Below are 12,111 nucleotides of genomic sequence, written 5' to 3'. Positions count from 1 at the left end.
TCAGCGGCTGGTCGGCGGCGCGATGCGCCAGTGCTCGTGCAGGGCCTCGGCGATCCCGGGCAGCACGGTGACCGGAATGCGCTTGGTGCGCAACAGCTCCCGGATCTGGAGGACCTGCTCGCGCTTGCGCATGTCGTAGGCGCCGGTCACGGGTCCGTGCACCGGCGGGATGGACAGCAGCACCAGTTCGTCGCCGTGGTCGCCCGCGCCGGTCAGATCCAGCGCGAGCGACCAGCGGTCGTGCTCGTCGAGGGCGAAGCGGCCGCCGACCACCCGCTCCCAGGCGATGGTGGCCGCCCGGAACGGCGTGCGGATGTGGATGGCGTGCTCGCCCAGCTCCACCACGTCGCGCGCGAACAGCGCGGCCCCGGCGGCGACGCCGGCGATCACGCCGACCAGCAGGCCGGTGACCACCCGGTCGACCCCGAACAGCGCGAGGAACATGCCGACGACGGCGGTCGTCACGCCGAGCCCGATCAGGACGTACCCCAGGCTGCGGCGTGCAGGTACCACTCCCGCGCGAACCGTCGACATGCTCGAACCTCCCTCGTCGCCGCCCACGGTACCGGCGGTCAGGGGCGCAGCGCGACCGCGGCCTCGGCGGTGTAGGCCAGGAAGGTCAGGCTCTCCTGGAAGTAGAGCTGGACCGACTCGGCGTCGTGCGACAGGTAGCCGATCGACAGGTCCTGCCCGATCTGCAGGTCGAAGTCGCCGCCGCGGGTGGTCAGCACGAACGCGCCGTCGATGGCGGGCGCCCAGATGATCTCCCCGTCGGGCAGCAGGCGCTCGATGTGGGTGCGGATCGGGTGGCCGTGGTCGGAGGTCTCGCTGACCGCGGTGTACAGGTCGGCGCTGAGCAGCACCGAGTACGGGCCGTCGACACCGGCCAGGCGCAGCTCGGTCAGCGCCTGGGTGACCGCCTCGGGGACGCTGAGCACGTCGGCGGGCACCTGGATGGGCGCGTTGGACGCGGCGGCGCGGATGCCGGTGATGCCCGCGGCCGGGTACCCCTCGAAGATCGCGCGGTCCTCGGCGAAGGCGATCTTCTTGGCGGCGTCCTTGAGCGGGTCGAGGTCGGCGTCCTGGGCGCCCCGCTCGATGTCGTCGAGCTCGGTCCGCGACAGCGTGAACGGCACCCGCAGCTCGACCAGCGGCGCCACCCGGCGCTGCCGGGCCTGCACGCCGTCGGCGGGGGCGTCGATGCCGACGGTGCGGCCGAGGCCGACGGCGGAGAAGTCGGTGCCGTGCGGGCCCGAGACGTCGACCACGCGGCGGCCCGCGATGTTGCGCTTGAAGGTGCGGGTCGCCTCCTCCTCGATGGCCGCCCAGGCCACGCTGGTGACCGGCGCGAGTTCGCGATGCAGGTTGTTCATTCACTTACTCCTTTTCATCGTGCCGATACCGAGCGATCCGTCCGTACCGGGGCCGGCGGGCGCGGCCTGCTCCACCGGAAGGAATTCGGCGACCTGGGGGGTGACGTCCGCGGCGGCAGGCGCGTCGGGGGCGGGCGGGAGGTCGTCGAGGAAGTCGATGGTCGGGGTGAAGAAGCTGGTTCCCGTGACCGCGACCGAGAAGTCGAGGATCCGGTCGTAGGCGGCCTCGTCGGTGCCGAGGAACATGCGCTCGAGCATGCGTTCGGTGACGCTGGGGGTCGCGGCGTAGGCGATGTAGTAGGTGCCGAACTGGCCCTCGGCGACCGAGCCGAACGGCATGTTGGCGCGCAGGATCTGGCGTTCGGTGCCGTCGGGGTCGACCAGCGTGTTCATCGCGACGTGGGAATCGGGCGGCTTGATCTCGTCGGGCAGCTCGTAGTCGCCGAGCTTGGTCCGCCCGATGATGCGTTCCTGCTCCTCGATGGACAGCGCGTTCCACGCGTCCAGCGGGTGGGTGTACTTCTGCACGATGACGTAGCTGCCGCCGGCGAACTCCGGGTCTTCGTCGCCGACGAGCGTGGCCGCCTCGGCCGCGGCGCCCTCCGGGTTCTCCGTGCCGTCGACGAAGCCGAGCAGGTCGCGCTGCTCGAAGTAGCGGAAGCCGATCGTCTCGTCGACGATGGTGGCCGCGCCGCGCAGGCGGGTGCCGATCGCCGCGGCCAATTCGAAGCAGGCGCCCTGGGTCTCGGCCTTGATGTGGAACAGCAGGTCGCCCGGGGTGGCAGGGGCGGTGTGCACCGCGCCGGCGAAGCCCGGGAACTCGTGCAGTTCAGCGGGTTTCGGACCGGCGAAGAGACGGTCCCAGGCGGCGGAGCCGATCGAGGTGATGCAGGTCAGGCCCTCGCCGGGGATACGGAAGCCCACCGAACGGCGCAAACCGGAGATATCCGACAGCAGGTCGCGGATCGCGGATTCGCCGCCCTCGTCGATCGTGGCGACGAGAAAGATCGTGGCGGGCGCGAGCGGTTGGAGAATCAGCTGTGGCTCACCCATGGGCACCAGCCTACGGGTAGCCGCCGACAAACCTCCCCAGCCCCGGGCGGCCCGCGGCGCGGTGTGTCGGACACCTCAGGGCCGCGGCGACCCGCTCACTTGGCGACGGTCAGCAGAAAGGCCACGTCATCGATGGCCTTGACGCTGTGCCGGGCGCGCGGCACCACGATCAGGTCACCCGCCGAGCCCTTCCACTCGTCGGTGCCCGCGATCAGCATGAGCGTGCCGTTGATCACCTGGATCGTCGCGTCGCCCGCGTTGTCGTGCTCGGCCAGGCTCTGGCCCGCCGTCAGCGCGACCACCGTCTGCCGCAGGGAGTGCGCGTGCCCCCCGATGACGGTCTGCGAACTCCGCCCGCTGGTGTTGGTCGCGGCCAGCTTGAGCTGCTGGCGGGCCAGCGCGGTCAGCGACTTCTTGTCCATGCGATCGCCTTTCACTCCCACGTACCGGGTAGGTAGTCCAGCAGTATGCCCGCCCGGCCGGACCCGGTCCGGCGTTTCGGGACAACCGCAAGCGGGTCGAGATACCGCGCCCGGTCAGGCGCGCAGATAGCGGCGGAAGCGATACCGCAGGCCGCTCGCCGAGGTCTGCCAGTCGGCCGCCGCCGCGTGCCATTCGGGGCCGATCTCCGGGGCGAAGGCGTCGCCGTCGACCGTCAGGTCGATCTCGGTCACCCGCAGTTCGGTGGCGAAGGGCATTGCCGCGCGATAGATCTCGCCGCCGCCCGCCACCCAGGTGTCCTCCGGGGCGGCCAGGGCGATGGCGTCGGCCAGCGACGGGGCCGCCTCGGCGCCCTCGGCCGACCAGTCGCGCTGCCGGGTGATCACGATGTTGCGGCGGCCCGCGAGCGGGCGGTACGCGGGCGGCAGCGAATCCCAGGTCCGGCGGCCCATCACGACGGGATGTCCCCAGGTGGTGTCGCGGAAGTGGGCCATGTCCTCGCGCAACCGCCACGGGATGGTGTTGTCCGCCCCGATGACGCCGCCGTGCGCCTGGGCCCAGATCAGCCCGATCCGGCGTTCGGTCACACCGCCACCGGGGCCTTGATGGTCGGGTGGTGACGGTAGTCGGCGATCTCGATGTCGTCGTAGGTGTAGTCGAACAGGCTGGTCGCCGGGCGCAGGTGCAGCCGAGGGAACGGGTGGGGCTCGCGGGTGAGCTGCTCGCGGACCTGGTCGACGTGGTTGTCGTAGATGTGCACGTCGCCGCCGGTCCAGATGAAGTCGCCGGGTTCGAGCTCGGTCTGCTGGGCGACCATGTGGGTCAGCAGGGCGTAGCTGGCGATGTTGAACGGGACGCCGAGGAACAGGTCGGCGCTGCGCTGGTAGAGCTGGCACGACAGCCTGCCGTCGGCGACGTAGAACTGGAAGAACGCGTGGCACGGCGCCAGCGCCATCTTGTCCAGCTCGGCCACGTTCCAGGACGAGACGATCATGCGGCGCGAATCCGGATCGGTGCGCAGGGTGTGCAGCACCTCCGAGATCTGATCGACGTGGGTGCCGTCCGGGGTGGGCCACGAGCGCCACTGCACCCCGTAGACCGGGCCGAGCTCGCCGTCGGCGTCGGCCCACTCGTCCCAGATGCTGACGCCGTGCTCGTGCAGCCACGCGACGTTGGAGTCGCCGCGCAGGAACCACAGCAGCTCGTAGGCGATGGACTTCATGTGCACGCGCTTGGTGGTGATCAGCGGGAAGCCCGCCGACAGGTCGTAGCGCAGCTGGTGGCCGAAGATGCTGCGGGTGCCGGTGCCGGTCCGGTCGGCCTTGGGCGTTCCGCTGTCCAGGACGAGCCGGAGCAGGTCCTCGTACTGAGTATCGGGGGTGGCCACGGGTGCGCAGTCTACTCCCGCCGCCGCGGCGGCCCGCGGGGCTGGCAAGCTCGACACCCATGCGCGAGCTCTATGTGATCGGTGTCGGCGCCGGTGACCCCGACCAGGTGACCATGCAGGCGATCAAGGCCATGCGGCGGGCCGAGGCGTTCTTCGTCATCGGGAAGGGCGAGGCCAAACAGGACCTCGTCGGCGTGCGCACGGCGATCCTCGACGAGTACGTGCCGGGGCCGCATCGCATCGTGGAGATCCCCGATCCGCCGCGTGACCGCGCGCCCGCCGACTACACGGGCGTGGTCGAGGACTGGCACGAGCGGCGGTCGGTGCGCCTGGAGGAGGCGTTCGCGGGCATCGACGGCGTCGGCGCGATCCTGGTCTGGGGCGACCCGGCGCTCTACGACAGCACGCTGCGGATGGTCGAGCGGGTGCTGGCGCGCGGGCGGATCTCCTTCGCCTACTCCGTGATCCCCGGGGTGACCAGCGTGAGCGCGCTGGCCGCCCGGCACCGGACGGTGTTGCACCGCATCGGCGAGCCGGTGCACGTGACGACCGGGCGCCGACTGCGGGAGGAGGGCCTCGGCCCCGGCTCGACCGTGGTGATGCTGGACGGGGAGTGCTCGTTCACGGCGGTCGACGCCGCAGGCGTGCACATCTGGTGGGGCGCCTACCTCGGCATGCCCGCCGAGACGCTGATCGAGGGCCCGCTGGCCGAGGTGGGCCCGCGGATCGTCGCGCGGCGGGCGGAGCTGCGCGCCGAGCACGGCTGGATCATGGACGTCTACCTGCTGCGACGCTGACCGCGACCGGGCGCCGCCCGGCGCGGGAGCCCGGCGCCTGTCGGGGCGGGCGCCTAGACTCGTCGGCATGCCCGAACTGCCGGAAGTGGAGGCGCTGGCACAGTTCCTGCGCGACCATGCGGTCGGCGCGGTGGTCGGCCGGGTCGACGTGGCGGCGCTGAGCGCGGTCAAGACCTTCGACCCGCCGGTGACCGCGCTGTCCGGGCGCGATGTCACCGGGGCGGGCCGCTTCGGCAAGTTCCTCGGGATGGACTGCGACGGGCTCTGGCTGATCACGCACCTGTCGCGCGGTGGCTGGTTGCGCTGGATCGACGAGCCGAGCCCCACCCCGCCCAAGCCGGGCGGCAAGAGCCCGCTGGCGCTGCGCGTGCACTTCTTCACCCCCGAGGGCTCGACCCCCGCGTTCGACCTCACCGAGGCCGGGACCAAGAAGCGGCTCGCGGTCTACGTGGTACGCGACCCGCAGGAGGTGCCCGGCATCGCGCGGCTCGGCCCCGACGCGCTCGCGGTGACCGAGGCGGAGTTCGCGGAGATCCTGCACGGCACCTCCCAGCGGCTCAAGACCGCCCTCGTCGACCAGACGCTGCTCGCGGGCATCGGCAACGCCTACTCCGACGAGATCCTGCACACCGCGCGGCTGTCCCCGTTCGCCAACACCAAGACCCTGCCCGCCGACAAGGTCGCCGCCCTCTACGCCGCGATGCGGGAGGAACTGCTCGACGCGGTGAGCCGCTCGGTCGGCCAGGACGCGGCCCGGCTCAAGGGCGAGAAGCGCTCCGGCATGCGGGTGCACGCGCGTACCGGCGAGGCGTGCCCGGTCTGCGGCGACACCGTGCGCGAGGTGTCCTACGCCGAGCGGTCCTTCCAGTACTGCCCGACCTGCCAGACCGGCGGCAAGGTGCTCGCCGACCGGCGGATGTCGCGGCTGCTCAAGTAGCCCGGCGCGCCTCGAGCAGCCGCAGCCAGAACTCGCTCACCGACGGGAACGACGGCACGGCGTGCCACAGCGTGCTCAGCGGCACCCCGCCCACCACCGCGACGGTGGCGGCGTGCAGGTGCTCGCCCGCCTGCGGGGCGACCACGGTGGCGCCGAGCAGGGTGTCGGCGTCGGCGTCGATCACGAGTTTGGCGCGGCCGCGGTAGTCGTCGCGGTAGAGGAACGCGCCCGCCACCTCGATGTCGACCTCGGCGGTCTCGACCCGGTGACCCGCCTCGCGCGCCTGGTCCTCGGTGAGCCCGACCCAGGCGAGTTCCGGTGCGGTGTAGACGATCTGGGGCACCTGGGCGTGGTCGGCGGTCGCGGCGAAACGCGGGCCGTCCAGCGGCCTGCCCTCCGCGCGGGCGGCGATCACGTCGCCGCAGACGCGGGCCTGGTACTTGCCCATGTGGGTCAGCGGCGCGCGGCCGTTGACATCGCCGACCGCGTAGAGCCAATCGCCGGGGACCCCGCGCACGGCCAGCCGGTCGTCGACCGGCACCGCGCCGCCGGGGGACAGGCCGACGGTGTCGAGGCCGATCTCGGTGGTGGCGGGCGCCCGGCCCGCGGCGACCAGGATCTCGTCGGCCACCACCGTCGGCCCCGTGGTCGTCACGATCACCTCGCCGCCGTGGATGTGCCCCTCGCCGGTGGCGTGCGCGTCGGGCCGCGCGACCCGCACGGGCGAGGTACCGAACAGGATGCGCACCACGCCGGTGGCGCGCAGGCCCTCGGCGACCCGCTCGGCGGCGAAGGGCTCCGCGCGCGGCAGCAGCCGGTCGCCGCGCACGAGCAACGTGACCTCCTCGGCGCCCAGCTCGGCCAGCCAGGTGGCGGCCTCGCAGGCGACGACGCCGCCGCCGATGATCACCACCCGCCGCGGCACCACGGTCAGGTTGGTGGCATCGCGGGAGGTCCACGGCAGGGCTTCGGCCAGGCCGGGCACCTTCGGCAGGGTGGCGGTGCTGCCCGTGGCGAGGACGACCGCGTGCCGCGCCCGCAGGAGCCGGTCGCCGACCGCGACCAGTCGTTCGCCCGCCAGCCTCGCGGGGTCGCGCAGCACGTCGATCCCGGCGCCGCGCGCCCAGCTCACCTGGGAGCTGTCGTCGTGGTGGTGGATGAACTCGTCGCGGCGGGCGAGAACGTCGGGGAGCGCCGGGCCGGTGGTGGAGACGCCGGGCAGGCCGGCGGCGTCGTGGCGGAGGGCGCCCGGGCGCAGCAGGGCCTTGCTGGGGATGCAGGCCCAGTAGCTGCATTCGCCGCCGTAGAGCTCGCGCTCGATCAGCAGGGCGCTGCGGTCGCTGCCCGCGATGGCGTAGGCGGCGGCGTTCTCCCCGGCGGGGCCCGCGCCGAGCACGATGACGTCGTAATCGGTGCGGTCCCCGGGCGCGTCGGTCACTGCAGGTAGCCCTCGACCTGGCCGGGGGTGGCCGTCTCGGCCTCGTCGGGCGAGGCGCCCGCGTCCTGGCGGGCGCGCCGGCGGCGCAGCAGGTCCCAGCACTGGTCGAGGGTGACCTCGAGCTGGGCGAGCTGGGCGCGCTCGGCGACCGGGTCGATCTCCCCGGACGTGGCCTTGGCTCGCAGCGCGTGTTCGTCGTCGACCAGCTGCTTGATCCGGTCGAGCAGGTCCTGTTCGGTCATTTCATCACCGCTTCGGGGTCGGGGACGCGACGCCCCTCATGCTACGACTGCCGACAGGCAATCCGCCGCGACCGCCGCGGCGTCGGCCAGATCGGGCACCGGCAGCGCGGTATAGCCGAGGGCGACGCCGAACCGGTGCGGCGCGCCGAGGTGGTGCCTGGCCAGCCCGTCGAGGAGCACGCCCCGCGCGCGGGCCGCGGCCACGGCCGCCCGCTCGGCCGCGGCCGTCGGGAGTTCCACCACGACGTGCGACCCGGCGTCGTCCCCGAGGACCGGCACGCCGCGCTCGCGCAGCGCGCCGACCACGAGGGCGCGCCGCGGCGGGACCGTGCGGCGCAACCTGCGCAGGTGCCGGGCGAGGTCGCCGTGCGCGGCGAGTTCGGCGAGCACCAGCTGTCCCGCGGGCGCGGGCGCCGTGCCGGTCCGGATGCGGTGGGCGACGACGGCTTCGGCGATGTCGGGGCGCGCCACCAGCCAGCCGACGCCCAGCGTGGTGGACAGGATCTTGCTCGTGGTGCCCAGGTGGACGACGACATCCGGCGCCATGGCGGCCAGCAGCGGCAGGGGCGCTGTGTCGTAGCGCAGTTCGCCGTCGTAGTCGTCCTCGATGACGAAGGTTCCGGTGCGGCGGGCGAATTCGACGAGCTCGACGCGGCGGGCCGCGGGCATGCGGGCGCCGAGCGGGAACTGGTGTGCCGGTGTGCAGTACACCGCCCGGACGCCGGGCGGGACGCGCTCGACCACGAGCCCCTCGGCGTCCACCGGGACGGGGACCGGCTCGACGCCGGCCGCCCGCAACGCGCCCGCGGCGCGGAGGTAGCCGGGGTCCTCGATCGCGACGGCGTCGCCGGGTGCGAGCATGGCGCCGGCCAGTTCGCCTGCCGCGGAACTGGTTCCGGCGGTCGCGAGCACGACCGAGTCCGGCCCCGCGGCGAGCCCGCGGTGCCGCAGCAGGTGCTCGGCGACGGCGTCGCAGTAGGCGGTGAGGCCCGCGCGTTCCTTGAACAGGCCGGGCGCGGTGTCGGCCCCGGCCCGCCAGGCCCGCCGCCACGCGGCGCGATCGATGGCGTCGACACAGGGTGAGCCGGGGGAGAGGTCGAGCAGGTCGCCGCCCGCGTCGATGTCCGCGGCGGCCGGGCCGCGGGTGGGCGCCGAGCGGGGCGCGGCGGTGAGGTAGGTGCCCGACCCGCGCCGCCCGCCGATCCAGCCCTCGGCGTGCAGTTGGTCGTAGGCGGCGGCCACCACCGCGCGGCTCACGCCGAGCCGCGCCGCGAGCGCGCGGGTGGACGGCAGCCGATCGGCGACCCGCAGCAACCCGCCCGTGGCCGCCGCGCGCAGGGCGTCGGCGACCTGCACCGACAACGGTTCGGCGGCGGCGCGGTCGAGCGTGACGGGCAGGTCGTCGAGCACGGCACCTCCGGAAGTGGACTGGCGAAACAGCGGTGAAGTGGACCTGTGACAGGTCCACTCGGCGCGCGAAGCTCATCCTATGACCACGAACGACGCCTGCGCCGCGCCGCTGTCGCCGACGCCGCGCACCACCCTGACCCGGGCGAGGGAACGCGGCCGGACCGAGCGCGCCGACCTGTACCCGATCCTCGACACCGGCCTCGTCTGCCACCTCGGCGTCCTGCTCGGCGGCACGCCGCTGGTGGTGCCCACGGTGTACGGGCGGGCGGGCAACACGCTGTACCTGCACGGGTCGACGGGCGCCGGGAACCTGCGCGCGGCCGTCGGCGCGGAGGTCTCGCTGACGGTCACCCACGTCGACGGGCTGGTCTACGCCCGCTCGGCGATGCACTTCTCCATGAACTACCGCTCGGCCGTGGTGCTCGGCCGCGCCGATCTCGTCACCGACCCGGCCGAACGCCTGGAGGCGCTGCGGGTCATCGTCGAGCACGCGGCGCCCGGCGCCTGGGACCGGGTGCGCCCGCCGAGCCGCAAGGAGATGGCGGCGACGATGGTGCTGTCCCTCGATCTGACCGAGGCGTCGGTGAAGGTCCGCACCGGCGGCCCGCGCGACGACGCCGAGGACATCGCCGCGGGCGGGACCTGGGCCGGCGTGCTGCCGCTGCGTCAGGAGTGGGGCGCCCCGGTGCCCTCGGACGACCTCGGGGCCGGGGTCGCGGTGCCCGAGGACGTCGCGGTCCGCTCGGCGGGCGGGGTCGTCCCCGCCTGATCCGGGGCACCCGCCGGTCCGCCGGGGCGGACGGCGAGCAGGACCGCGAAGGCGACGAGCCAGAGGCTCCAGGCGAGGTAGCCGGCGAAGTCGACCGGCCCGGCCGCCTCGACGCCGAGGGGGACGAGGACGCCCGCGGCGATCGCGGCGGCGCAGGCGTAGCCGAGGGCGCCGAACCAGCGGGGCATGCGCTCGCGCAGCGCCGTGGCGACCAGGGCGGTCCACGCGGCGGTGAGGGCGTAGCCCAGGGTCTCGCCGAAGACCGTGCCGAGCACGGTGCCGAGCAGGTCGAAGGTGTGTACCGCCGGGGAGTCCGGCCCCTCCGCGGCGGCGCGGTCGGCCAGCCCCGGCACCAGGACGGGCCAGCGCAGCAGGCCGATGACCTGGACGAGCGCGGCGGCCACGCCGACGCCGACGGCGGCCCGCATGCCCGGCGTGCGGGCGAGGCGGCCGACCAGGACGGCCAGCGGGGCGAGGCTGCCCGCGGCCAGCGCGAGCACGCCGAACCAGATCGGCACGGCGAGCCCGGCGGCATCGAATCGGGCGAGGGCCTCGGCGGGCGGGAGGTCGAGGACGTCCGGGTAGCCGAACGACGCGCCGAGCCCGGCGAAGGCGATGTTCATGGCGACGGGGGCGGTGACGAGCAGGGCGACGGTGGGCCACGGGGCGCGGTGCATGGCGTATCCATTCTGGCTGTACGGGGTACAGGAAACTGTACGGGGTACAGTCAAACGCATGGCGCAGGCGAAGTCAACGGGGAAGTCCACGCGGCCGGAGCGGCGCGCGTTCACGGCGGAGCAGGTGGTCGACATCGCGCTCGACCTGCTCGACACCGGCGGACCCGGCGCGCTGTCCATCCGGGCGGTCGCGGCCCGGCTCGGGGTGAACCCGAACGCCGTCTACACCTATGTCGCCAGTCGCGCCGATCTCGAGCGGGCCGTCATCGAACGCGTCCTCGCGACGGTGTCGCTGGCGCCGCTCACCGACCCCGGCGTCGACTGGACCTCGGCGGTGATCCAGTTCGCGCTCGGCCTGCGCGAGGAGGTGCTGCGGCACCCCGGCGTCACCGAGCTGCTCATGACCGGCCCGATGGACGGGCCCGCCGCCCGCGACGTCGGCGAGGCGCTGCTGGACTGCTTCGCGCGCGGCGGGCTGACCCCCACCGCGCGGGCGCGCGGGGTCTACGCGGTGATCGTGCAGGTCATCGGGTCGGTGGCGCTCGAGGTCGCCGAAACCGACGGAAAACCGCCGCTGCCACCGGAATCCGAGCGCGTCACCCGGCGGCGCGGCCTGCTCGACCACATCGACGCCACCCGCTGGCCGCGCACGGCCGCGTCCGCCGACCTCATGGCCGACTGGATCTCGGTCGACCAGTTCGTCTGGGGGCTGCGGGCGGTGCTGGTCGGGCTGTCGGTGAGCTGATCACCAGGGGCGCGCGGGCAGCCCCGCCGCCGCGAACGCGCGCTCGGCGGCCGTGTGCAGGGTGACCCGATCGGCGGCGAGGCCGGCCAGCGCCAGGGTGTAGTGGTCGCCGATCCGCGACAGATACCCCGACAGCCGGGTGCGCGGGAACCGCTCGAGGCCGGGATGGATCGCCCTGGCCGCCACCGACGTACAGCGGTGCGGCCCGACCCGGTCCAGGCTCGCGGGCAGCTCGCCGATGTTCGAGCACAGGATGTCGCGCTCGCCCGCGCCCCGGCTGAGGGCGTACGCCCAGCGGTCCGGGATCACCTGCAGGATCTCCTCGGGCAGCCCGTCCGGGCCGGACATCTTGCGCCGGTAAGCCTCCCGGGCCGCCCGCCGGATGGTCGCGGGCGTGTCCGCGCGGGTCACCGCGATCTCGGTCATGGCCATGTCGTTGTCGACGCGGGGCTCGTCGCGGGTGTCCACCGGCAGGCTCGCCCGGATCTCGCCGAGGGGGAATCCCGTCTCCCACAGCATGTTCGCGACGAGATGGATGAACAGCGAGTTCGCCGTGCCGCCCGTCGCCGTCGCCGTGGCGTCCCAGGCGTCGGCCGCGATCGCGAAGACCGCCGCGGAGGTCGTGCGTCCGCCGGGCACCTCGGGGGCCGGAACGCGGTGCGGCCGTGGCACGCCCGCGCGGAGGGCGCGCGCGGTGCCGGTGAGCACCGTCGCCCACTGGCCCGCCGCGTCCGCCCAGTCGGACCCGCCGCCGAGGCCGCCCGCCGCGTCCCCGCCCGCCGGCCCGTCGCGCAGCGCGAGGTCGACGGCGTGGATGAGGCCGCGGGCGTCGGCGAGCGCGT

At 73.9% G+C, this 12,111-nt stretch carries 15 protein-coding genes; 4 read left to right on the top strand and 11 right to left on the bottom strand.

Features of this window, described 5'->3' with window-relative positions; genetic code table 11:
• The 6 genes from ON36_RS23490 to ON36_RS23465 all read right to left on the bottom strand — a co-directional run bounded on the left by ON36_RS23490 (position 1) and on the right by ON36_RS23465 (position 4,254).
• Complete coding sequence (locus tag ON36_RS23490; RefSeq protein WP_043657701.1) at positions 1–534, bottom strand: hypothetical protein; 534 nt, start codon at positions 532–534, stop codon at positions 1–3.
• Between the two features lie 38 nt (positions 535–572).
• The gene (locus tag ON36_RS23485) at positions 573–1,373 is read right to left on the bottom strand and encodes a family 1 encapsulin nanocompartment shell protein (protein ID WP_043657699.1); all 801 of its coding nucleotides are present in this window, start codon (positions 1,371–1,373) and stop codon (positions 573–575) included.
• A complete protein-coding gene (locus ON36_RS23480) occupies positions 1,374–2,426 on the bottom strand; it encodes a Dyp-type peroxidase (RefSeq protein WP_043657696.1) in 1,053 nt (350 codons plus the stop codon). It lies immediately after the preceding gene.
• A gap of 95 nt (positions 2,427–2,521) precedes the next feature.
• Positions 2,522–2,848 (bottom strand): cupin domain-containing protein, encoded by a 327-nt coding sequence (locus tag ON36_RS23475; protein WP_043657692.1) that lies wholly within the window; start codon positions 2,846–2,848, stop codon positions 2,522–2,524.
• A gap of 114 nt (positions 2,849–2,962) precedes the next feature.
• Positions 2,963–3,454 carry a dihydrofolate reductase gene (locus tag ON36_RS23470; RefSeq protein WP_043657690.1) on the bottom strand — a complete coding sequence of 164 codons (492 nt, stop codon included), beginning with the start codon at positions 3,452–3,454 and terminating at the stop codon, positions 2,963–2,965.
• Positions 3,451–4,254, bottom strand: coding sequence for a thymidylate synthase (locus tag ON36_RS23465; RefSeq protein WP_043657687.1), 804 nt, complete (start codon positions 4,252–4,254; stop codon positions 3,451–3,453). Before ON36_RS23465 ends, ON36_RS23470 begins: the two co-directional genes overlap by 4 nt.
• A gap of 59 nt (positions 4,255–4,313) precedes the next feature.
• Here ON36_RS23465 and cobF point away from each other — a divergent pair, with 59 nt between their 5' ends.
• Together cobF and ON36_RS23455 are read left to right on the top strand one after the other, a co-directional pair.
• Complete coding sequence (cobF, locus tag ON36_RS23460) at positions 4,314–5,051, top strand: precorrin-6A synthase (deacetylating) (protein WP_043657685.1); 738 nt, start codon at positions 4,314–4,316, stop codon at positions 5,049–5,051.
• A gap of 67 nt (positions 5,052–5,118) precedes the next feature.
• On the top strand, positions 5,119–5,988 hold the full coding sequence (locus ON36_RS23455; protein WP_043657682.1) for an Fpg/Nei family DNA glycosylase: 870 nt from the start codon (positions 5,119–5,121) through the stop codon (positions 5,986–5,988).
• On the opposite strand, the gene ON36_RS23450 is transcribed toward ON36_RS23455, so the two are convergent.
• Genes ON36_RS23450 through ON36_RS23440 form a run of 3 tightly spaced genes read right to left on the bottom strand, consistent with a single transcriptional unit; the run spans position 5,981 to position 9,078 of the window.
• On the bottom strand, positions 5,981–7,426 hold the full coding sequence (locus ON36_RS23450; protein WP_043657679.1) for a dihydrolipoyl dehydrogenase family protein: 1,446 nt from the start codon (positions 7,424–7,426) through the stop codon (positions 5,981–5,983). The two genes, ON36_RS23455 and ON36_RS23450, sit on opposite strands and share 8 nt — an antisense overlap.
• The gene (locus ON36_RS23445; protein WP_043657676.1) at positions 7,423–7,668 is read right to left on the bottom strand and encodes a DUF2630 family protein; all 246 of its coding nucleotides are present in this window, start codon (positions 7,666–7,668) and stop codon (positions 7,423–7,425) included. The genes ON36_RS23450 and ON36_RS23445 overlap by 4 nt, the downstream gene beginning before the upstream one ends.
• 36 nt (positions 7,669–7,704) lie before the next feature.
• Positions 7,705–9,078, bottom strand: a complete 1,374-nt coding sequence (locus ON36_RS23440) for an aminotransferase-like domain-containing protein (protein WP_043657673.1) — start codon at positions 9,076–9,078, stop codon at positions 7,705–7,707.
• Positions 9,079–9,157: 79 nt separating this feature from the next.
• Here ON36_RS23440 and ON36_RS33775 point away from each other — a divergent pair, with 79 nt between their 5' ends.
• Positions 9,158–9,847 (top strand): pyridoxamine 5'-phosphate oxidase family protein, encoded by a 690-nt coding sequence (locus ON36_RS33775; protein ID WP_083885337.1) that lies wholly within the window; start codon positions 9,158–9,160, stop codon positions 9,845–9,847.
• On the opposite strand, the gene ON36_RS23425 is transcribed toward ON36_RS33775, so the two are convergent.
• On the bottom strand, positions 9,745–10,524 hold the full coding sequence (locus tag ON36_RS23425) for a DUF4386 family protein (protein ID WP_083885336.1): 780 nt from the start codon (positions 10,522–10,524) through the stop codon (positions 9,745–9,747). The two genes, ON36_RS33775 and ON36_RS23425, sit on opposite strands and share 103 nt — an antisense overlap.
• Before the next feature lie 58 nt (positions 10,525–10,582).
• On the opposite strand from ON36_RS23425, the gene ON36_RS23420 reads away from it, so the two are divergent.
• Positions 10,583–11,269, top strand: coding sequence for a TetR/AcrR family transcriptional regulator (locus ON36_RS23420; protein ID WP_052314280.1), 687 nt, complete (start codon positions 10,583–10,585; stop codon positions 11,267–11,269).
• Here the strand turns inward: ON36_RS23420 and ON36_RS23415 are convergent.
• Positions 11,270–12,111: hypothetical protein (locus ON36_RS23415; RefSeq protein ID WP_043657665.1), on the bottom strand; the 842-nt coding region annotated here is incomplete at its 5' end.

This window comes from Nocardia thailandica NBRC 100428 (assembly GCF_000308795.1).
GTDB lineage: Bacteria > Actinomycetota > Actinomycetes > Mycobacteriales > Mycobacteriaceae > Nocardia > Nocardia thailandica.
The sequence above is the reverse complement of the archived record's forward strand: the minus strand, read 5'-3'. Positions and strand labels throughout refer to the sequence as shown.